Source organism: Ferrovibrio terrae, from assembly GCF_943372915.1.
Lineage (GTDB): Bacteria > Pseudomonadota > Alphaproteobacteria > Ferrovibrionales > Ferrovibrionaceae > Ferrovibrio > Ferrovibrio terrae_A.
Genome location: NZ_CALSAN010000009.1, coordinates 93,365 through 115,250 on the forward strand (window position 1 = coordinate 93,365; position 21,886 = coordinate 115,250).

The 21,886-nt window shown below is 57.9% G+C and carries 13 protein-coding genes; 6 read left to right on the forward strand and 7 right to left on the reverse strand.

The annotated features are described in order from the left end of the window. The first annotated feature begins 21 nt into the window (after positions 1-21). Together gyrB and AAG821_RS08585 are read left to right on the forward strand one after the other, a co-directional pair. Complete coding sequence (gene gyrB / locus AAG821_RS08580) at positions 22-2,451, forward strand: DNA topoisomerase (ATP-hydrolyzing) subunit B (RefSeq protein WP_341910953.1); 2,430 nt, start codon at positions 22-24, stop codon at positions 2,449-2,451. A 295-nt stretch (positions 2,452-2,746) separates the two neighbouring features. Then, positions 2,747-3,058, forward strand: a complete 312-nt coding sequence (locus tag AAG821_RS08585) for a hypothetical protein (protein ID WP_341910954.1) — start codon at positions 2,747-2,749, stop codon at positions 3,056-3,058. Between the two features lie 89 nt (positions 3,059-3,147). On the opposite strand, the gene AAG821_RS08590 is transcribed toward AAG821_RS08585, so the two are convergent. Then, a complete protein-coding gene (locus tag AAG821_RS08590; protein WP_341910956.1) occupies positions 3,148-4,179 on the reverse strand; it encodes a hypothetical protein in 1,032 nt (343 codons plus the stop codon). A 13-nt stretch (positions 4,180-4,192) separates the two neighbouring features. After that, positions 4,193-7,909, reverse strand: coding sequence for a hypothetical protein (locus AAG821_RS08595; protein WP_341910957.1), 3,717 nt, complete (start codon positions 7,907-7,909; stop codon positions 4,193-4,195). Between the two features lie 235 nt (positions 7,910-8,144). Here AAG821_RS08595 and AAG821_RS08600 point away from each other — a divergent pair, with 235 nt between their 5' ends. Further along, positions 8,145-10,424, forward strand: a complete 2,280-nt coding sequence (locus AAG821_RS08600) for an AAA family ATPase (protein WP_341910959.1) — start codon at positions 8,145-8,147, stop codon at positions 10,422-10,424. Continuing rightward, positions 10,421-12,406, forward strand: a complete 1,986-nt coding sequence (locus AAG821_RS08605) for a UvrD-helicase domain-containing protein (protein WP_341910960.1) — start codon at positions 10,421-10,423, stop codon at positions 12,404-12,406. Before AAG821_RS08600 ends, AAG821_RS08605 begins: the two co-directional genes overlap by 4 nt. A 236-nt stretch (positions 12,407-12,642) precedes the next feature. Here the strand turns inward: AAG821_RS08605 and AAG821_RS08610 are convergent, their stop codons facing one another. Next, positions 12,643-13,407: an endonuclease gene (locus AAG821_RS08610; protein WP_341910961.1), complete on the reverse strand. Its 765-nt coding sequence runs from the start codon at positions 13,405-13,407 to the stop codon at positions 12,643-12,645. Between the two features lie 237 nt (positions 13,408-13,644). On the opposite strand from AAG821_RS08610, the gene AAG821_RS08615 reads away from it, so the two are divergent. Continuing rightward, entirely contained in the window at positions 13,645-14,562 is a 918-nt protein-coding gene (locus AAG821_RS08615) for a hypothetical protein (protein WP_341910963.1), read from the forward strand. A 17-nt stretch (positions 14,563-14,579) separates the two neighbouring features. Here the strand turns inward: AAG821_RS08615 and AAG821_RS08620 are convergent, their stop codons facing one another. From AAG821_RS08620 to AAG821_RS08635, 4 genes are read right to left on the reverse strand one after another with little or no spacing between them, the layout of a single operon-like run. Next, positions 14,580-14,882, reverse strand: coding sequence for a hypothetical protein (locus AAG821_RS08620; RefSeq protein ID WP_341910964.1), 303 nt, complete (start codon positions 14,880-14,882; stop codon positions 14,580-14,582). Continuing rightward, entirely contained in the window at positions 14,882-18,130 is a 3,249-nt protein-coding gene (locus AAG821_RS08625; protein ID WP_341910965.1) for an error-prone DNA polymerase, read from the reverse strand. Before AAG821_RS08625 ends, AAG821_RS08620 begins: the two co-directional genes overlap by 1 nt. Beyond that, positions 18,130-19,539, reverse strand: coding sequence for a DNA polymerase Y family protein (locus tag AAG821_RS08630; protein ID WP_341910967.1), 1,410 nt, complete (start codon positions 19,537-19,539; stop codon positions 18,130-18,132). Before AAG821_RS08630 ends, AAG821_RS08625 begins: the two co-directional genes overlap by 1 nt. After that, positions 19,523-20,203, reverse strand: coding sequence for a hypothetical protein (locus AAG821_RS08635; protein WP_341910969.1), 681 nt, complete (start codon positions 20,201-20,203; stop codon positions 19,523-19,525). The genes AAG821_RS08630 and AAG821_RS08635 overlap by 17 nt, the downstream gene beginning before the upstream one ends. A gap of 233 nt (positions 20,204-20,436) precedes the next feature. Between AAG821_RS08635 and AAG821_RS08640 the strand changes: the two genes are divergently transcribed. Next, the gene (locus AAG821_RS08640) at positions 20,437-21,867 is read left to right on the forward strand and encodes a tyrosine-type recombinase/integrase (protein WP_341910970.1); all 1,431 of its coding nucleotides are present in this window, start codon (positions 20,437-20,439) and stop codon (positions 21,865-21,867) included. Positions 21,868-21,886: the final 19 nt, after the last annotated feature.

The window sequence follows — 21,886 nt, forward strand, 5'->3', positions numbered from 1 at the left end:
GGCAGTTGAGGTTACAGGACGATGAGCGAAGCAGTGAATCCGCAGGGCAATGAAGGCAACGGCGAGAATTACGATTCCTCCGCCATCAAGGTGCTGAAGGGCCTGGATGCGGTGCGCAAGCGCCCGGGCATGTATATCGGCGACACCGATGACGGCACCGGCCTGCATCACATGGTTTACGAAGTGGTCGACAACGCCATCGACGAGGCGCTGGCCGGCTATTGCGACGAGGCCTATGTCGGCCTCAATCCCGATGGTTCGGTTACGGTGCGCGACAACGGCCGCGGCATTCCGGTCGATATCCATCCGGAAGAAGGCGTGTCGGCGGCCGAGGTCATCATGACCCAGCTGCATGCCGGCGGTAAGTTCGACCAGAATTCCTACAAGGTGTCGGGCGGCCTGCACGGTGTCGGCGTCTCGGTGGTCAACGCGCTGTCGGTGACGCTCGACCTGCGCATCTGGCGTGGCGGCAAGGCCTATCACATGCGGTTTGCCCATGGCGAACCGGTGGCGCCGCTGGCCGAGGTCGGCCCCGCCGATGGCAAGCGCGGCACGGAAGTGACCTTCCTGCCGTCGTCGGAAACCTTCACCAAGACCGAGTTCGATTTCGCCACGCTGGAGCATCGCCTGCGCGAGCTGGCCTTCCTCAACAACGGCGTGAAGATCGTGCTGGAAGACATGCGCGGCGTCGAGCCCAAGCGGGTCGAACTGCGCTACGAGGGCGGCGTCGAGGCTTTCGTCGCCTACCTGGATCGCAACAAGACGCCGCTGCACAAGCCGCCGATCGCCATCCGTGGCGAGCGCGAGGGCATCAGCATCGAAGTGGCGCTGGAATGGAACGACGGCTATCACGAGACGATGCTGTGTTTCACCAACAACATCCCGCAGCGCGATGGCGGCACGCATCTGGCGGGCTTCCGTGGCGCGCTGACCCGCTGCATCAACAACTACGCCACCGAAACCGGCGTGTTGAAGAAGGAAAAGGTCTCGATCACCGGCGAAGACGCGCGCGAAGGCCTGACCTGCGTGCTGTCGGTGAAGGTGCCGGATCCGAAATTCTCGTCACAGACCAAGGACAAGCTGGTGTCCTCGGAAGTGCGGCCGGTGGTGGAGGGCATGGTCACCGACCTGCTGGCCAACTGGCTGGAGGAGCATCCATCCGATGCGCGCCAGATCATCGGCAAGGTGGTGGAGGCCGCCGCCGCCCGCGAAGCCGCGCGCAAGGCGCGCGAACTGACGCGGCGCAAGGGCGCGCTGGATATCTCCTCGCTGCCGGGCAAGCTGGCGGATTGCCAGGAACGCGATCCGGCCAAGGCTGAACTCTTCCTCGTCGAGGGTGACTCGGCGGGTGGCTCGGCCAAGCAGGGGCGCAACCGCGCCAACCAGGCGGTACTGCCGCTGCGCGGCAAAATTCTGAATGTCGAGCGTGCGCGGTTTGACAAGATGCTGTCGTCGCAGGAAATCGGCACGCTGATCACCGCGCTGGGCACCGGCATCGGCCATGACGATTTCGACCTGGCCAAGCTGCGCTACCACAAGATCATCATCATGACCGACGCGGATGTGGACGGCGCTCATATCCGCACGCTGCTGCTCACCTTCTTCTTCCGCCAGATGAAGCCGCTGATCGATGCCGGCCATCTCTATATCGCCCAGCCGCCGCTCTACAAGATCAAGCGCGGCCAGTCGGAGCGCTACTTGAAGGACGAGGCGGCACTCGAAGATTTCCTCATCAATGAAGGCATGGAGGGCGCCGTGCTGCAGTTGCATGACGGCAGCCAGCGTGCCGGCGACGATCTCAAGATCCTGCTCGATCATGCCCGTATGGCTCGCTCGCTGCTGACCGCGATCGGCAAGCGCTATAATCCGTGGATTGTCGAACAGGCGGCCATCCTGGGCATGCTGCAGGCCGATATCGTTACCGACCCGGCCAAGGCGGAGGCACTCGCCAACCGGCTGAACCAGATGACGCCGGACCTGGAGCGCGGCTGGGTGGCCGAAGCCGCCGGGGACGGCACTTTGGTGGTCAAACGCGCGCTACGCGGCTATACCGAAAGCTATGTGCTGGACGGCCAGCTGTTCCGTTCGGCCGAGGCGCGCAAGCTGAACGAGATGGCCGGCGAGTTGCAGGCCACCTACATGCAGGCGGCCGAACTGCGCCGCAAGGATGAAAAACATCCGCTGCGCGGCCCGATTGATCTGCTGGAGCGTGTACAGGCCACCGGCAAGCGCGGCATCACCATGCAGCGCTACAAGGGTCTGGGCGAGATGAATCCCGAGCAGCTGTGGGAGACCACGCTGGACACCGAGGCACGCAGCCTGCTGCAGGTCAAGGTCGACCATGCCGAGGATGCCGACAACGTGTTTGAGACCCTGATGGGGGATGTCGTCGAGCCGCGCCGTGATTTCATTCAGGGCAATGCGCTGAACGTGGTGAATCTCGATATCTGATTTTTGTGCTAAGTGCCACGATAGTTGTCCGGTTTTGTCAGTAGCTGTCCGATTTTTTCGGCGGTTTACTGGAAAAAAAGGTATCTTGGCTATCCTGGCGTCAAAAATCGGTACTTTGGCGCACATTTCCGTCTAGCCATTTTTCCGTATTAGACGCGCATCCTTGCATTCGCCCTCCCCCCATCCTTGGGAACACTCCCCCCAAGGACACCGCCCATGGTACCAAGCTGAACACTATCTACTCCTCGCCAGCCCGGAGACCCCTGGTGTGCCTATAGAGTGCCTTCGGCTGCCCATGGCTGAGGGTGAAATCCAGGACGCCCTGGATGCAGTCATAGACGCCTGTGAGGCGGAGGCTGGATGGTCGGGCATCCTGGTTCTGGGCGCGGTGGTCCCGGTGGTCTCCGACGGCCGACCTGAGCCAAAGCTGGTTGCCGCTATCGGCTGGCTGGCTACCCAGGGCCGGTACCGCCCAATCGAGATGTTCGATTACGGCAGAACGACGGATCTAGGACCCATTGTCGAGATGCTGACCGGCTTCCAGGCGATGTTGCCGGACGCTGAAGCTCCCAGCGGCTATACGGGCGGCTTTAAGCTGCGGCATTGACCCGTACCGGAGTGCTGTCTGGTTTGGCCGCGACTCGCCCGGCGGCATGTAGCTGGAATAAGGCGGACTGAACTTGTGAGGCGGCTGCTTCAATCAGTCTTTCTGCGGAGCTTGTAGTCCTTTTCCACAATTCCGATGGCGCTGTTCGCGTTCACCATTGCCGGTCGTATCCAGATAGTCCGGGTCTCCAAGCGCCTCAGATGCCCGCGCCGAAGATGCATCCGTGGCGCTGCATGAGTGCCTCCAAAATTGCTGTCATCGCCCCCGAACCTCTTTTCCGAAAGCTGAAGGACTTTGTAGGAAAAGAATGGCTGCAAACCTTTGGCAACTCGTTTCTTGTTGAGTGCTATAGGCGCTTCGATTTCACCAGTTTCGATATTCGCACAGTTCAGGACACTGCAAGCTTGGATAAGCATCATCGTTTCGTCGCGTGTCTCCATCAGGATATCGGCGAATGCTCGGTCGCTTGAGCCGTAGGCCTGGACTGAGCGCTCGAACACTTCAGGAAGTAGGAAAAACGGTTCAGATCTGTATTGCTTTGCCCCCTTTTCCTGCGCCAATCCTGATTTTATGACCGCTTCATTCGCTATTCGGCTTGCTGGAAGCGCATTCTCCAAATCCAGCTTAATCACTTTGTTGTCGTACGGTACGAAGCACCCCCCAACGGACGGAACCCAGCGATTGAAGCTTGGCACCCAAAATATCGAATAGACGAATATTCCTCCTTTAGGGAATGACTTATGAATCTTGTCCAATCTGGGAAGCGGTTCATAGTCGGAAGTTGATTCCCAGCAAAGTGCAATTCTCTTCGTAGCTGGCACCTGCTTCACGTCCCCGACTGAAATGATGTCCCCTTCACCGTGCCATGGGGCTTCGAAAATTGTGCAAGGGAATGGAAGTTTGATGAGGTCTAGGTGCGTCTGACCAAGCTCGGTGGGGTCGAGCAACTCACATTTGTTCGGCAGCAAAAACTTAACGCCGTCTTGAAGCATCCCGATTACGTTGTGCAATGCTTGATAGCTGGCGGGAGCCCAGGACGACAGATCGTCCGCAAATTGCTTTAGTCCCTCGATTGCGTGCGCGGAATAATTTACGGGCTCCACAGTGATTCCCCATTCCAAATTGCATTAGTTTTCATGTGCCGAACTTATCCTGCAGCTGACTGTAGTCGGCCACAACATCGACCATGCCCAAAGCAGCCTGAGAGAACTGCATCGGAACCAGAATATCGGTGACGAGAACAGATTTCAGGGCCAGCTTGTCGGCTGGAATGCCGGTAACCCGCGCGACGGCTGGTCTGGCGCCATTGAGAAAATCCATCCTATCGATGTGCTTCTGGATGGGGGTGCGTTTTTTGCCGGTTCCGCCAGTTGTGGAGAACTCCTCAAGGCGCTCGCCAATTTCGCCAGGCGTGCGGGCAAAGGCCAGGCGCTTGCACTCGATGATGAGGACGCCTGTGCTACCGGGCCGCCACGCCAGCACGTCGATGTTGCCCTGTTCAGCAGTACCGCCTATCTCGGTCATTTCGACCTCCCGGGCCTGGTAGCCGAGTTCCTTGAGTCGATCGGCAACCTGGACTTCGAAGGCATGTCCTTCGCGGTCGACTGCGCGGCCGATTAGCGCCTTCATAGCTTCTGAATCGAAGAGCGTATTGGGCAGGTTGCCTCCGACGACCTCCAGTAGGAAGCGACCAGTGAGGCCGAGCAATGTGGGCATGGCGAGAATGAGCGGGTCTTCAGCGGTATCGACCTGCACCATTGGACGGCGGGTGATGGACAGGCGGCGATTGTAGCGCCACGGATACCAGTCCCGCGGCATGGCATTCTGCGGGACCTTCTCATCCCAGGCTGTGCGCGGAAGAAGCGTCAGGGAGGAGAAGGCTTTTCCAGGGTCGCTTGCACCTGCATTGCGCAGCATCTCCACGACAGCAGAGCGCTTCAGGAAGGCCTGCGAACTCTGGGCTTCGACGCATCGATTGAAGACTTCTCCGGTGAAAGCGCCAAGTGCGCCGATTGTCAGGCCGAATTCTGCTGTAAATGCGTCATCAAGCTCGGTGCCAGGGGGCTCCGAAGGCTCATCCGCCCGGACTTCATAGGCTTTCGCATAGGCAGTAGCAGCAGATACGAATTGGCGGGTGCCGTGCGCTTCCATGTATGGAGCCTGGAGCTTCAACATCACCGAAGTGTCAAAGCCGAAGGTACCGTTAGGATGAACAACCAAAGGGTCAGTCGATAAGCCGTATCGCAGGCTGTCACCATGGCCTGCGCATTCAATCAGTACTGCGATATCGGCGATCAGGGTGTCAAGGTCAATGCCGGTCAGTGGGAGGCCACCGTTCGCCGGACATTCGCAAACTGCCATTTCGGCAAGGACTCGGCTGGCGAGGCCCGCAAGGGACCGGCGGCCTTCACGGTTAATGGCATAGGTCAAAACTACATCGCGTGGCTCGTACAAGGACAGTGTCGCTGCGGCAGTTGTCTTGCCGAAGGAGCGATCTCGCTCGATGGATTCGTAGTTGGCGAGAGCTTTGGCGATTGTGCTGGAGCGATTGAACTTCTGCAGCTTTGCCTTAATGCGCTGCCACAAGCCATCGACGGTCCGGTGCAGCACGCCGGACGTCTGGTCGGCTGGCACGATGCCTGGGCCTCCGATCCAGCCAGCGGCTTCGGGTAGCCCGTAATATGCCCAAGATAGGTCTTCTGCTTCGATGAGCCGAAGGTGCGGCAGGTCAAATCCTTGGAAAATGTGGTCTTGGATGGAGTTGGCAGGTCGTGCGTGGATGAAGCGCGCGTGACTGTCTGGGATGACAGCGGCGACCACGGCGGCTACCTGGGCTTCATCAATAGGGGTATTGGCAAGGCCAAAGGCGGCACGGACCATCGCGGCGACCATCATGCGATCGCCGTCGTTCTCGGGAAGGCGGAAGGAGGTGACGAACTCTGGCGAGCAGCTGATAGTGGCTAGGTTCCCTTCAACGGCTACGGTGGGTGCGACCACGGGGTCGGCCACTGGCAACTGGGACAGATCATGGTCCGACAGCGCAGGTGCCTTCACGACAATGGCGAGAGCACCGAGGGGGAGGTTGGGGAGAATTGCTTCGACTTCGGTGGCCACGCGGGTCATCCAGCACAGCGACAGGTCCCACAGGGCGAAGGCGAACGGGGTATAGTCGTTATTCTCTCCCTGATGCATTTCGACCCACCAGACACGGCGGTCGGTTTCCCGGCAGCCCGCCATCAGGCCACCGCCGCGCAGGTTTGGGCTGTAGTACATCGGCAGAGGTTCGACTCCGCTCATGTAAGAGCTGGGGATGAATCGCTGGACACCGGTGAAGGCGTGGACCCGTGGCAAAGGTACGACGTGGGCGTCTGCCATCGTCCGAAGGTGGTGGCGCAGCGGCGCTTCAAAGGTAGCGTCGAGCGTTAGCATGCCCTGTCCCATTTCTCTGGGCAGCAAGCTAAAATCCTGTTTCCGGGCAAAGGAATACAGACCCATAAAACCGCTGAGGTTCATGATGGTGACGCCGCGCTGGCGGAGGAGATCCTCCTGTTCCAGTAGCTTCCAGGCCCGCATGGCACTCGTCTCGGGGTCACCCGCCATTCGGACAAAATCGCCACACCGCAATCCGAGCATGTTCCAGTCGTCGGGCAGCTTTTTGGGATTAAATTTGAACATCCCGCCAACGCCGCCAAACACGACAATAAGAAGGCCGCGACGATAATCCGGACGTGCTGTCAGTTGTGCAGCCCGCTGTTCTACTAGCGTCTCAGTGGGCGTGGCGTCAGTTTCGCCGTTCATCAGGCCTTTATCGACAATTGAACCGAGGTCGCCGGGTAGATAGACAACATGGACATAGCCGCCATCGTCGAACCGACCAACAAGCTCATCCGGTCCAGGCTGGAAGCCTAACTCGTCGGCATCCATTTGCCGGATGCGCCATCCGTGTCTTCCGTGGAAGCGCATATCCTGGCACTGGACTGTTGCGATTGCTTTTGCGAACTGGCCCAGGCCGCCCGCCACCTGCACACGGTCCAGGATGAACTGCCGGGCCGCCGGGCTTGCTGCCGGTGGCAGTGCGAAGCAGATAAAGTCGTTGGTCAGGATGAGTGGTTTTCTGTTCAGTATCGATGAGCCAAGTTCGCCTTGGAGCATGATGTCCAGATCGGCATGCTGCAGTGTGAACGGCACTAGGTCGGCAATGGCTTGATCTGAGAAATACCGCTTCGGAATCATTACGCGGAAGCTCAAGTCCTTCATGAGCTTTGTCGTGACCAAAAGTGGCTGTCTGGGGACGACTTCGAGCCAGGTGTTTCGCTTCAGTTCTGAGGTGACGCCTATGTATTCAGCACAGCGCAGAAACGCCGACACCGACCTGATTGTGCTTTCCTTCCAGGGCGCTTCTGGCAATAAGGTGAGCGCAAGAAGGCAGGATTCCAAGGAATAGTCGTTGTCGTTCCAATTGCTTTCAAACAGGCGAACATTGCCCTGGTAGCCGCCAACATTCGTGACGAAGACGTCAGATGACGGGTCTTCGGCCATGGCGATGGAAGAATTCGATATGGTGTCGTTAATGATTGCACGGATCTGAGCGGACGTCGGAATCTCGCGTCCGCGGCAATGGGTCAGGACAAGATGCTGCAGGAGTTCGAGCCTAGGCCAGGCCGGGTGGTTCTCGGGCCTTGTCATCAGGCCACTGACGATGGCGGCCGTACCAATCATTCCGAACTTTGCGAGCCGAGTGGCCAGCTTCGGCATCTCTGCTGAGAGCCGGGCAAACTGAGGTGTGCCCTGGTCATCGGTGAGACCAGACAGCATCTCCATCATCTTTTCGAAATCGTCTGTATCCGCCATGTGTGGCCTGTCCGCGCGACTCGGAAGAGATTATCAGGCCATTCCTGATTCGTGGCAAAGGCAATGCCTACCTATGTATGCGATGCGCCATTGGCTCGATTGAGATAGGCGAAAGTCAAAGCAACTTGGTAAAATCCAGCCGGGGTTTTTGGGCAGGCATTTGGCGGGACCGCGGATAGCGGCGCCCGACCACTTGCCTGTGGCAAACCGGGCAGGTTGAGAGCGGGTCGGCAGAATGAAAATCGCATTTGTAGAAATTTCCAATTTCCGGAAGCTGCTGTCTGTGCGGCTGGACTTCGCGGACGAAACGACCTTGCTGGTTGGCGCCAATAACAGTGGTAAGACGTCAGCGATGCTGGCGCTCCGGCGGTTCCTCGTTGACGGCGGAAAGCACATTAGGACGCACGACCTGACGCTCTCCCACTGGTCAGCAATCAATGCCATTGGTGACGCCTGGGTGGCGGCCAACAAAGAGGGCCGGACGCTAGAGGTGTCTGGCGACGATTGGGTGGGGGTTATGCCCGTTCTTGACGTCTGGCTGACCATTGAGGACGGCGAGCTCCATCATGTCGGAAACATGCTGCCGACACTCGATTGGCCTGGTGGGCGATTGGGTATTCGGCTGCGAATGGAGCCGAAGAAGGCTGAGGACCTTTTCAAACAGTATGTGGAAGCAGTCAAAAGTGCCGAGGATGTAAAGGCGGCTGTCGCGCAAGCGGCTGGAGACCAACCACCACCCAAGCTGACGCTTTGGCCTGCTGATATGATCGATTTCTTGAACCGGCATATTGGGGACCATTTCGTCCTCAGGGCATATCCGCTGGACCCTGCTCGCGTGGCTTCACCCGTGAATGGCCACGCCAAGCCTCAGCCGCTGCCGGAATCTTCAGTCGCGTTCGAGGGGAATCCGCTTTCCCAGCTCATTCGTGTCAACGAAATCAATGCCCAGCGTGGGTTCGGCCAGTCTGACGATTCCTCGTCTGATGAAGGGGCTCCGAGCAGGGAAAGCCGCCGCCTGTCCGATCAGCTGCGCCTATACTATACGAAGCACCTGGACCCATCTCAGCGGCCCGGGCCTGCGGATATTGGTGCTCTCCAGGCCATAGAGGCTGCGCAGGACGCTTTTGACGAGAGATTGAAGGAAAGCTTCGAGAAGGCGCTGCGTGAAGTTGAGGGTCTTGGCTATCCTGGTGTGACCGACCCCAAGCTAAAGGTCTCGACAAGGCTCCGGGCGGTAGACGCCTTGGACCACGACGCAGCCGTGTCATATGAAATCGAGATGGCTGCCGCGAATGGTGTGCCGAGGGCCATTCTCAGGCTGCCCGAGGACCAGAATGGGCTTGGCTACCAGAACCTAATCTCGATGGTATTCAGGCTCATGAGCTTCCGTGACGCCTGGATGCGTGTCGGAAAGGCCGATCGGGACGCAGGAGGTGATAGCCCGCGGGAGCCGTTGCATCTGGTGCTGGTAGAGGAGCCAGAAGCCCACCTCCATGCGCAAGTCCAGCAGGTATTCATTAAGAAAGCCTACAAGGTACTCAGGGATCACGTAGACCTGGGACGGAACGGGTCACTTCGCACCCAGCTCATCGTCAGTACCCATTCCAGTCATGTCGCCCACGAAACGCCTTTTTCGTGCCTGCGTTATTTCAGGCGCCTTCCCGCCGGTGTGGTCTCTGAAGTCCCGGTCTCCATTGTCGTCAATATGACCGAAGTGTTCGGTCCGGGCGATGAGACTAAGGAATTTGTGACCCGCTACTTACGCGCACAGCACGCTGACCTGTTCTTTGCCGATGCTGCAATTCTGGTCGAGGGACCGGCTGAACGTATGCTGGTTCCTCATTTCATCTTGAGGCATCACCAGTTCCTCAACCAATGCTACATAACCCTGCTTGAGATCGGTGGAAGCCATGCACACCAGCTAAAGCCACTTATCAAGCACATCGGACTTCTGACGCTGGTGGTCTCCGACCTCGATGCCACCGGTGCTGATGGAAAGGCAGTGCCGGTTATGCCTGGCGCAGGCCAGATTTCCGGCAACGAGACGATCAAGACTTGGGCGCCGGGCAAGGAGCCAGTCGATGAACTTCTGACCACGGACGATAGGGAAAAGGTCGTCGATAACAGCACGCTGTCAGCTGTTCGTGTAGCATACCAGACCGCGATACAGGTCACGTTGAGGGAGGGAGTCGAGGGACCGGCCTATCCGTACACGTTCGAGGATGCGCTGGTGTGGTCGAATGTCGAGTGCTTCAAAGACATGGATGGAAATGGCTTGGTTCGGAAATTTAGAGAGGCGTTGGCAGAGGCAACGATTTCCGAGGCAAGTGAGAAAATGTTCAACGCGCTGAGGAAGGGTAAGAAGGCCGAGTTCGCACTGGACGTCATTGCTTTGGACGATTTCGAGAGCCTGACGGTTCCGGCGTATATTGCAGACGGCCTGAAATGGCTCGAAGAAAAGCTTCAGGCACGTCAGGTCGAAGTGCTTCCGCCTATCGTCGGTGACGCACCATGAGCGCGGAGAATTCTGACAACCTTGACGCTGGTGTAGATGATGAAATCTTCAGCTTTCTGAATCCAGATGCGCCGCGAAGTTTCTTCCTCTATGCAGGTGCCGGATCTGGTAAGACGCGGTCCTTAGTGACCGCAATTGATCGGTTCCGCAAGGAGCACAGGAAGCGATTTGCATTGGGTGGCCGTCGTATCGGTGTAATCACTTATACAAATGCTGCATGCGATGAAATTAAACAGCGCCTCGATTTTGACGCACTTGTCGAGGTGTCTACTATCCACGCTTTTGCATGGAAGCTCATTGGCAACTACCATTCCGACATCAAGGTTTGGCTAAGGGCGGATATAACTGAAAATCTTGAAAAGCTGCAGGCAGCGCAGGCCAAAGGCCGAGCGAATTCGCAAGCAGCTCGTAAGCGGCAGCAGGATATTCAGCGCAGCCAGCGGCGTCTAGCCGACCTGCCAAATATCAAGAAGTTCATCTATAGCCCGACCGGCGATAACCGAACCCGTGATTCGCTGAACCACGCCGAGGTCATCAAGATTGCTGCGGATTTCCTGACTGCCAAGCCAGCCCTGCAGAAGATTCTGATTAATGGCTATCCAATTTTATTCATTGACGAAAGCCAAGACACCCTCAAAGCCCTTATGGAGGCATTTCTCGTTGTCCAGGCGACGCATCGTCAGTCGTTCTGCCTGGGCCTCTTCGGGGATACCATGCAGCGCATCTATGCTGACGGGAAAGTAGGCCTGGGGGAGGAACTGCCGCCGGATTGGGCGAAACCAGTGAAGCGCATGAACTGGCGGTGCCCGGAGCGCGTGATCCGACTGATTAACAAGATTCGATCTGCCGTCGATGACCAAACGCAGGTCGGGAAGAAGGACAATCCGGAAGGTACAGTGCGCTTGTTCATTGTTCCCCAAAGCGTCAGGGACAAATCGGCTGTCGAAGCCAAAGTCAGCGCACGAATGGCTGAGCTTTCACAAGACGCTGGTTGGAATGAGGAGGATGGCGTCAAGGCGCTAATTCTTGAACATCATATGGCGGCCATCCGTATGGGCTTCGACGTAATGTTTGAGGCACTCCGCAAGGTGCCTTCCTACGATACCGGTCTGCTCGATGGTTCGCTTCCTGGATTGCGCTTCTTCGCCGAAACTGTACTGCCGATGGTGAACGCTCTAAAGCAGGGAAATCGGTTCGCCGTTGCAGCGATTGCGCGTGAGAAGTCTCCGGCCTTAGACAAGAAACATCTGTTGAAACTGCTCAAAGGCGAGCTGCCGGACGTGCAGGTACGTGAAGCGCCTACGATTGAGGAGCAGAAACGCGCACTGCTTGATGTGCAGCTCAGGCAGTTGGCGGCAGTTAAAGAAGCAACAGAGTCTTTGTTGTTGCTCTGGGTCGGAGAGCGGGAGCCAACCTTTGGCGAGGTGCTTCAGGAAGTGGCGCGAACAAACCTGTTCGAAGTGCCAGATTCTTTGCGTTTTGCGGTAGTGGGTGCAGAGGTCACTGCGCAAGTAGGTGAAGAGGAAAGCGCCGATAGTGAGGAAGAAGACGCCGGAGAAACGGAGAGTCAGAAGGAACGACGGATTGCCTGGCTAGCGGTTCTCGAATCGAATTTTTCTCAAATTGAAGGTTACTCCGCATATGTTCAGCAGAAGGCAAGATTTGGAACGCACCAAGGGGTGAAGGGCCTGGAATTCCCGAGGGTAATGGTAATCGTGGACGATGAGGCTGCGCGCGGCTTCATGTTTAGCTATGACAAGCTCTTCGGGGTCAAAGAGAAGTCCGATACCGATATCAAGAACGAGCAGGCTGGCAATGAGACGAGCGCTGACCGTACTAGGCGGCTGTTCTACGTAACGTGTAGTCGGTCTGAATCTAGTTTGGCGATCGTGGCGTATGCGAATGACCCGGCTAGGGTGAAGGCCAACGCTATGTCTGAAGGATGGTTCGATGAGGGGGAGATAGAGGTTCTCTCAGGTTAGAAAGGCCGCATCAATAAGCGGCATTGGCCATTCTCTGCCGCATTAATGCATCATTCCCCTCCATTGGCTCATCCAAGTTGAAATCAATCTTCTCAATCGGGCCGATCACAATTTCGATGCGGGCCTTTAGCTCTGGTATAACTTGCACCGGGAGGACCGGATGCAAGGGTCAGTGCCAAACGCAGGCCATCGGCGTCCATTGCCTACTGAAGGAGCCAGTGCCACATAGCCAGCTCCTAATGCCCGGTCACGAACGGATTGCTGTTGCCTTGTGCGGCCCTTACGCGTTTGTCCCGCAGCCGTTCCCAGTCGTCGACGGGGTCGTCTTCTGACCACTTTTCAAGGGTAGCGATGGTGTCTACGTCGATTTTTATGTTGTAAGCATCCGACATGTAGAACCATATGCGAGCTACGTCCCCTTTGATGTTTGCTGGGGGCTCGGTAACTTTCGGTTTGCCACCAATCTCGAAATCACACTGGCCATATTGCCGGGGTTCCCCCCGGACATTTCCGTAAGGTTTGTCGCTACGGTCGCCGTTCAGCTCACCTACGGATGGCACCAGGTTGTGCAGGTCTGCTTCCATCTTTTTGAAGGTAGAGTCCGCTGCATTGCAACAGGACCGGCCTTTGATGCCTCTTTCTTGGCATTTCGCAGGTTCACCCCGCCAGCAAGCCCGTTCACCTGCGAAGATTTTCGCAGGCATGACGTGCTCCCATTCCAGACGTTTCCCGCGTTCAGGGTTGGCGCGGGCTCTGTAAGTGCAAGTCGATAGCTTCATTTGGCCACCGGAGTCGGAGGCTTTTCCAGTGGGCCGATACTCGCAGCCGCAGTAGTAATCGATTGGCCTGTCCGCAAATATAGAATTGCGCGCAATTTTTTTCGCGGCCGTGAATGTCTCGATTGGTTCTGGCGGCGGCTCGGCTGCAGAAGTTCCCGTCAAGCAGACCAAGAGCGTTAGCGCGGACAAAAGCTGTCCGGCATGCTTCAGATGCGCTGTCATATTTTCCCCAATGAATGTAGCCGTACCTCTTGGGTATTGCCTACCTGCCCCAACGCTATCAGGAGGCGGCACGTGCGCAATAAAAATCACTAAAGTGAAAGTGCGCGACACTGAAGAACATCGGAAAGTGACGGGTGGTGCATACTCTTTTATACTTCCGACTGATATGCGCTCGCGTATTTTAGAGAACTGAAGTTAATATCGGAACAAAGAGGCTATTCATGGCGGTTGGTGGTGATGGTCAATACGCTTTCGTCAGGGGACCTAGAGCCATTTGATCGCGTCTACAAAACCGTGACGCAACAAATTATTCATTATGCGAACAAGAGGCTTTTAGGCCGCGAGCAATCGTGGCTTCTTCGGTTGGTCGCGACATTCCAGCTAGAACGCGACAAATGGAATACTGAGCCGAGTCTTGATGCATATCGTGGGGAATGGCAGAGGCTTCAGCCTCGCATGTTTAAGCTTGTGGCGGGCGCGTATCTTCACATCAGTTATGATCTGCCTAGGGCAATCGCAAATGATTGGCCGGGCACGGGAGCATGGGATCCGTGCCCATCGGAGTTTGAAGGCGAAAAGATTTTTTTTGTAATGCGGCCCATGTTCCCTAGGAGCATGAGGATTGCTTTATCTGATCAAGGCGCTGTCGGGCGAGCACGTTTTTTCCTCGGGTTTTTACCGGCTTCGGCGCGTCGTCAGTTGGGGTTTTGGGTAAAGGAATTGCGTCGTGCAGCGTGGGATCACGCTCGAATCTTGGCGACACAGCCGAACCGCCAAAGGAGAGAAGCGGCAATGGTTGTGGCTATGACTGTAGCGCTGAAAGAAGCCTCCGCGCTTGATCCATTGTCCGGTTTGCTAGAACCGCCGGACAGTGCAATTTATAGGGTATCTTGGGAGATAGTTCTCTTGATTATCGTTGCACCGCTGGTGTATGGCGCGGTTATCGGCTGGGTGTTGTTGCTCCTCAGGAGTTATATTGACTACTTGTGGCGCTTGGATCGGCGCGAATATAATTTCATACAGGGATTCGGCGTAAGGTTGCTTATCCAGATGGACCGCGCAGGTCGAGAACCGGAGCGGTATCTTTCGGAGACGCGCGAGAAGTATCCAGATATCGTTGCGCTTGCAGAAGGCCGGGAGGGCGGGCTTAGCTGAGAAGAGTGTCTTTTGCATCAGTACCCACGCTTCCCCAACCTGTTCGTCACCTGCCTATCCGTCAGCTTCAGTATCATCTCAGCATTCGCCCTGAATGCCGCTGCCGTCACCTCGTCACGGAATCCCCATACAGCAATGTCCTGCTGCTCTCGTCTGGTGCCCCAACGCCCATAGTCGCCGGTCTCCGAGTAGTCCGTCAGCCATTGCTCCATGAGCACTAAGCGGTGCCGGAAGCCCATGGGCGGTAATGGTATCTCGACGACAAACGGATACCTTTTCCGTAACAGCGCAGGCGTCAGCAGGTCTTTGTAGCGCACCATTATCGGAAATCACGGCTGTCAGGTAATGCCACCAGGACTTCCTTGGGCTGGCGCGGCGGCGACTTCATTTCGTCAGCTTTTGAGAGGATGTTGAAGTCGGCGTCGATATCGATGTCGCCCAACTCGCCCAGGTATTCGTTGCCGTTTTCTATGCTGTCCGCGATGACATGGATAGTCGCTACTTTCTTCTGCTCGGCCCCATCCATCACGACGACCCGCTTCTGGACCTTGCCCTCGATAATCATGAGCTTGCTGCCCAGTGTCTCGCGCCGGTATTTGTCGAAGATGGTCGGCCAGATAATGGCATTGCTGTCGCCGGTTTCATCCTGGAGGGTCGCGAAGATGACACCGCTGGCAGTGCCAGGACGCTGGCGCACCTGCACCAGACCAGCGATGAGGACCCGGGTGCCATTCTCGATGCTCACTAGGTCGCGGGCCGACACGATGCCTCGGTTGTGTAGACGAGGGCGTAAAAGCTGGAGGGGGTGCGGCCGGTTTGAGTGGCCTTTGTAGCGGAAGTCGTGGACTACGTTCTCACCCATCGGCATCTTTGGAAGAATGATTTCCTCCTCAATGACATCGTCAATTGGCTGATTGCCATTCGCGACCACGGTTTCTGCAAAATCGAACAGCGGCATTTCTTTGTCTGAGAGTGGCCGGATGCGCCAGTCGGCAGTGCGCCTGTCCAAACCTAAGGAACCGAACGCGTCAGCCTTGGCCAACAGTGATAACGCAGCCTTGTTCAGCTTGGCTCGGCGCCAAATATCCCGGACGGCCGAGTAGCCACCATCACGGGCTTCCACCAGACGGTCGGCATCTTCCTGTTTGAAACCGCGTATCTCGCGAAAGCCCAGGCGCAGGGCGTGGCCGTGTTTCCCAGGTGTCGGCTCCAGCGCGGTGTCCCAGTGGCTGTAATTGACGTCGATATCCCTGACCTCGACCCCGTGGTCCTTGGCGTCGATGATGAGCCTGGATGTCGAATAGAAACCCATCGGCTGGCTGTTGAGTAGCGCCGCCGTGAAGGCCGCAGGGTAATGGCATTTCAGCCAGCTCGATGCATAGGCCAGCAGGGCGAAGCTGGCGGCATGCGATTCTGGGAAGCCATACGAGCCAAAGCCGCGGATCTGCTTGAAGATGTTCTCGGCGAATTCCTGCTTGTAGCCGCGGTTTACCATGCCGGTTATAAAGCGTTCCTCGAAGGTATGTATGGTGCCGACATTCCGGAAGGTCGCCATCGCGCGCCTCAATTGGTCGGATTCACCTGGCGTGAAACCGGCGGCCACAACGGCCAGCTTCATGGCCTGTTCCTGGAACAGCAGCACGCCCATCGTTTTGCCCAAAACACCCTTCAGCTCTTCGCTGGGATAGGTGACCTTTTCCAGGCCCTGGCGGCGTCGCAGATACGGGTGAACCATGCCGCCGGTAATTGGGCCGGGCCGGATAATGGCCACCTCGACCACGAGGTCGTAATAGTTGCGCGGCCGCATGACCGGCAGCGTCGACATCTGGGCACGGGACTCGATCTGGAACACACCAATCGTGTCGGCAGCGCAAATCATGTCGTAGGTGGCGACATCATCCTGAGGGATGTTGGCCAGGTCATAGGCCCTGCCGTAGTGCTGCTGAACGAGCTGGAATGCTTTATCCAGACAGGTCAGCATGCCAAGGCCCAGGATATCGACCTTGAGCAGGCCGAGCTGGTCGAGGTCATCCTTGTCCCATTGTACGATCGTCCTGTTCGCCATCCGGGCATTCTCGACTGGCACCAGGTCAGCCAGTGGCCCATTGGTGATGACGAAACCGCCAGGATGCTGGCTGAGGTGGCGCGGGAAGCCGACCAGTTGGTTGGCCAGCTCCACGACCGTGCGGACGAGCGGTGAATCCGGGTTGATACCGGCATCACGCAGTGACGCTTCCGAGTAGCGTTCCTTCGACCACCAGTGGATGGTCTTCGCGATACTGGCGATGGTGTCCAGCGACATGCCCATGGCGCGGCCGACCGTGCGTATCGCCAGCTTGGTCCTGAAGCTGATGGTGACGGCAGCCAGACCAGCACGCTGACGGCCATACCGAGTATAGATGTACTGAATGACCTCTTCGCGTCTGGAATGCCCAAAGTCGATATCGATATCTGGCGGCTCGTTGCGTTCAGCGCTGATAAAGCGCTCGAACAGCACGTCCTGGCAGGCCGGGTCGACGGATGTGACGCCCAGCGCATAGCAGACGGCGCTGTTCGCCGCTGAGCCGCGTCCCTGGCACAGGATGCCTTTTGACCGGGCGAACTTGACGATGTCCTGAACGGTCAGGAAGTAGCTGGGGTAGTCTAGCTGTGCGATGAGCTTCAGCTCATGAAGAATCTGGTCGCGCACCTTGTCTGGCACGCCATTTGGATATCGCCCGCGCGCACCCCTCCAGGTTAGCCGTTCCAACTCCTGCATCGGCGTATCGCTCTGCCCGCGGCTTTCCTCGGGGTAGACGTATTTGATTTCCGACAGCGAGAATTTGCAGCGGTTGGCGATTTCGACGGTTCGGGCAATCGCTTCCGGATAGTCGCGAAACAGCTTGGCCATCTGCTCCGGCGACTTGATGTAGCGCTCGCTGTTCGGTTCAGCCTGGACGCCCAGCTCTTCCACCGTGCATTTATGGCGGGTGGCGACCAGCACGTCTTGCAGGCGTGAACGCGATGGATGGTGGTAGAGCACGCTGTTGATGGCGACGAGCGCGACACCTGCTTCCCTAGCCGCTCCGGCCCAGACTGCTATCCGCTGCCTGTCCCGTCCGCGCATCAGGTTGGAAACGCCTAGCGACAGATTGTCGCCTATCAGGTCGCGCAGCGCCGTCATCCGCTCGATGAAGGCCGCCTCCGGCTTCCTGGGCGCCAGCAGGATAATTTGCTGGCCTTCAATGCGTTCGACCAGGTCAGCCCAGTAGATTTCGCACTGGCCTTTCGGCGCACGACGCCTGCCCAACGAAATGAGCTGGCTCAGTCTAGAATAGGCCGACAGATCTGTCGGCAGGCAGACGAGGCTGGGTGCGTCCTGGAAATCGAGCTGGGCGCCGACGATGTACTGGATGTCGGCATTCTTGGCGGCCGAGTACCCGCGGACGACACCTGCCAGGGTGTTGCGGTCGGTCACCGTAATGGCCTTCAGGCCTTGGGCAGCGGCCTGTAGAACCAGTTCCTCGCCATGGCTGGCGCCTTCCAGGAAGCTGAAGTTCGACAGGCAGTGGAGCTCAGCATATTCCATCAGAATATCCCGTGCATGAACCAGTCGCCCGCAGAGCTGCGGAACAGCCAGTAACGGCGACCGACCTCGTCTTCGACCTGGAAGTAGTCGCGTCCGGCGATATCCATGCCGCCGTTCTTCCATTCGCCGTGCAGCCGCTCCGGGCCAGCTGTCATGGCAATGCGGCGGCGGATGCGGCGCCAGGTGAAGGCGTCGCCGGTGGTTTCCATCTCGACAGGTTCCGGCGATATCAGCCGGGTCGGCCGCGGGTCGTAGTCCGGCATCTCGCGATTGGATCGGGCCATTGGTGGCAAGCGAGCGAAAGCATTCTCCGGCGTGTGTCTGCCCAGCGGTTCGAAGCGGAAGACATTGCGGGCGCCCAGGCGGCCTTGCAGGCGGTCGATGAGTTCGGCGAAGCGACTATCGTCCTGCTGGGTGGCTTCCAGGGATGCCTGGTCGGCGCTGAACGGGTCGGCTGTCAGAGCTTCCAGGGTGAAGCTTTCGATACCGAAGCCGGGTGCGATGGAATCCAGCGGGTCGCGGAACAGCCGCTTCAGGTGCTTCGGACTGCGGCTCGGATATGACGTGCCGACACGGATGGTCTGGATGTCGCCATCGACCCTGAAGGCCGTCAACGCGAGTTGACGGGCGCCCAGATGCTCATCGGCCAGCAGCTTGCACAGGGCATCCAGCAGATAGTCCAGCACGGTATCGATGGCATCCCTAGTGGATACCGGCTCTACCAGGTTGGCGCGGGACCGCCATGGCGCCTGGGGTACACGGGGCGTTATCGGCTCCGGCTGGCGTGCCATCAGCATGTCGATGCGTGCCAGTAGTCCCTGGCCGAACCGCTTGGCCAGCGGCCCTCTTGCCATGTTCGCGATCGAGCCAATGGTCTTCAGCCCAAGACCATTCAGCGCATCCACAATGTCGTGGTCGATGCGCAGAGCCGCGACTGGCAAATCCTTCAGGCTCTCGAAGGCTGCAGTCCGGTCTTCCGGCAGCGAGCCGCCAGCGCCGTATCGTGACCATGCCCAGGCTGCTGCCGGTGAGGCGGCAAAGGCGATACGCGTGGTGACTTGCATGCGCCGGAAGGAGGCCCGCATCTGCTGCAGCATGGCGTCCTCGCCTCCGAAAAGGTGCGTGACCCCATAGACATCCATGACGATGCCGTCAGCTCCATCCACCTGAACCGTCGGCGACCAGCGACAGCACCAGTCGGCCAGGCGCTCCAGGGCAGCCTGGTCGCCCAGCGGGTCGGCCGGAGCGGTGACCAGGCGCGGGATTTGCGCCATCGCATCAGCGAGCGGCATGCCAGCCTTCAGGCCGAGCTGGATTGCCATCAGGTTGACCGCGGACAGCCGGAAGGTGCCAGCAGTCGCCTGGGTCAGCGCGAAGGGACCGGTGGTCGGGCTATTCCGCCGCCTCAAGCGATCGGTCGGCAACCTCGGCAACCAGATTGAAAGATAGCGACGCATTGTCGAACTCCAGCACCCATGTCCCTCCGGCTTCAGCACCCCGGACACGCTCCAGGGTCAGGCGCCAGCATGGTCGGATGTCGAGACTTCGAGCGGGCTCGATCCGCCATCTCGTCAGTGCCGCAGACGGCTGCCGGTCACGGCGGACCAGGAAGCCGATCGAGCCACAGGTCTCGGCCGCCAGTTGCAGACGCCTGGTCTCGGTCAGGTCGGCTTGCTCAACTTCGGCGACCACGGCGCCGCCGGGCATGTCCTTCAAGGCTTCCTCGGCCGCCCACAGCCGATTGTCGGTCTGCCGGGTCCAGGCGATCGTCATGCGTCGATGGGAGAGTCCGAGCTGAGCGAAGCCGCCCGGGTAGAGGTCGGCGCTGGGAGTAATCCAGAGCACATGCTGGATGGTCTTCTGGTGCCCAAGCAGCGCGGCCAGAAAGCTGGTGATGGCGCCCTGGTCGCCGAGCAACTCGTGGAAGCCGCCGCGAGCCAGGCTGCGGCCCGGTAGCAAGGCGTCGATCTCGGCCACTCCGATGGGCACACCTGCGACAGCAGCCCGGCGGCTAATGCCGGTGATGCGCTCCATCTTGCTGCGCAGATCGGTCAGGGGAGAGAGCTGGTTCATGAATCGCCTCCGCGCGAATGGGAAGGCTTCATGTTCTACTATTATCCCAATATGTTCTCAATATGTACTTTTTCCTAGACTCAAAGCCTATTTAGTGGGTATGAGTGCATCAGATCGCTATGCCTTGTGGAGGCGATAGCAGCTGGTCTCACGCGCTAGCCCCATAAATCTTAATCAGATAGCCGTTTCACTGATCAGGCGTAGGATACCTTCATCCCACATGGGAGGTGCTCATGACCGCCAAAAAGAAGGTCGCCGAGGTGCCACGTATGCTCTCCCTGGAGGCTACGGCCACTTACCTTGGGCTCACCATTCCCGAACTCACGAATCTGCTACCAGAGCTACAGGACAAAGGATTCCCGAATCCCATTCCCACGCTGGGGCTATGGGATCGCAAAGTCCTCGATATCTGGCTTGATCGTGAAAGCGGCATCTCAACAAAAGCCTATGGGTTCTATCCGCCAGAGCCGCAGAAACTGAATCCCGCCAGCCGGACGCCCTCGAAGCAGATATTGCCATCTTCAAATCCAACTCAAAACATAGGCTACACCGTTGCGGAGTGCATAGATGACTACATGCGCTGGTTCCGCTGCCATCGTCGGCGGGTCAGAGAGACCCAGTATCAAATCAATGCCTCCATCCTCCCGAAATTCGGTCACAGGTTGGTATCAAGCCTGACCGTTAAAGAGATTCGGAAATGGCACGACGACATTTCAAAATCACCCAAGTCAATACATGCCGCATTCGGAGAACCTAGGCGATATGGCCCGCCGCCCAAGACGGATGAAGAAAAGCGAAAGCGTAAGAACACGGCTAATCGAGACCTCTCGATCCTGAAAGCCGCCCTGAACATGGCTTATCGCGATGGGCTGGTAGAGACCGATGCAGGGTGGCGTGGCGCGAAACAATTCCGATTGGTCGAGGTCTCCAGCGCGGAGTGCCTGTCAGTCGCGGAATGCCAGCAGCTATTGCCGCACTTATCTCCGGATTTTCGCGAGCTTGTCAGGGGTGCTTTGTTTACAGGGGCGCGTTTCACAGAACTTGCTCAGGTAACAGCAGGAGACTTTGATGAACGCGCTGGCAGCATATACCTGCTCCCATCGAAAAACTTCTCGTCTCGTCATGTCATTCTCACCGAAGAAGGTTCCACCTTCTTTCGACGAATGACGCACAATCTGCACAAGAATGATATCGTGTTCAGACGCGCAGACGGCTCACAGTGGCTCAGCAGCGATTGCTCGCATCGTTTGAAGATACCATGCCAACTGGCGGGGCTCCGGCACGTTACGTTCCATATGTTCCGTCACACGTATGCCAGCATGCTCGCTATGAGCGCGGTTCCCATTGCAGTCATCGCAAAGAATCTTGGCCATCAGAGTACGGAAACATGCGAGAAGTTCTACGCCCATTTCACCAAAAGCTATGTAGCCGACACCATCCGCACCAATACACCCAAGCTGGGAATCGATGACCCGGTAAAAGGTGATATCCGGAATGGCGCGGTGGGTATCAGGACGAATGACCGGACTGCGACGGCGACAATCGCTCCCCAACAAATTCCGGTTTTCTCGATGCGGGAATTGCGCCAGCGTGCCACCGAGCGTGGGATAGTGGGACGATATGAGATGTCGAAGGTTCAGCTGATGGCAGCGCTTGGCCTTTAGTGCAGCTCAAGTTTGTCAA

Coding starts and splice junctions, on each gene's coding strand:
- gyrB (WP_341910953.1), top strand. CDS start 22: ATGAGCGAAGCAGTGAATCCGCAGGGCAATGAAGGCAACGGCGAGAAT.
- AAG821_RS08585 (WP_341910954.1), top strand. CDS start 2,747: ATGGCTGAGGGTGAAATCCAGGACGCCCTGGATGCAGTCATAGACGCC.
- AAG821_RS08595 (WP_341910957.1), bottom strand. CDS start 7,909: ATGGCGGATACAGACGATTTCGAAAAGATGATGGAGATGCTGTCTGGT.
- AAG821_RS08600 (WP_341910959.1), top strand. CDS start 8,145: ATGAAAATCGCATTTGTAGAAATTTCCAATTTCCGGAAGCTGCTGTCT.
- AAG821_RS08605 (WP_341910960.1), top strand. CDS start 10,421: ATGAGCGCGGAGAATTCTGACAACCTTGACGCTGGTGTAGATGATGAA.
- AAG821_RS08610 (WP_341910961.1), bottom strand. CDS start 13,407: ATGACAGCGCATCTGAAGCATGCCGGACAGCTTTTGTCCGCGCTAACG.
- AAG821_RS08615 (WP_341910963.1), top strand. CDS start 13,645: ATGGTCAATACGCTTTCGTCAGGGGACCTAGAGCCATTTGATCGCGTC.
- AAG821_RS08620 (WP_341910964.1), bottom strand. CDS start 14,882: ATGGTGCGCTACAAAGACCTGCTGACGCCTGCGCTGTTACGGAAAAGG.
- AAG821_RS08625 (WP_341910965.1), bottom strand. CDS start 18,130: ATGGAATATGCTGAGCTCCACTGCCTGTCGAACTTCAGCTTCCTGGAA.
- AAG821_RS08635 (WP_341910969.1), bottom strand. CDS start 20,203: ATGAACCAGCTCTCTCCCCTGACCGATCTGCGCAGCAAGATGGAGCGC.
- AAG821_RS08640 (WP_341910970.1), top strand. CDS start 20,437: ATGACCGCCAAAAAGAAGGTCGCCGAGGTGCCACGTATGCTCTCCCTG.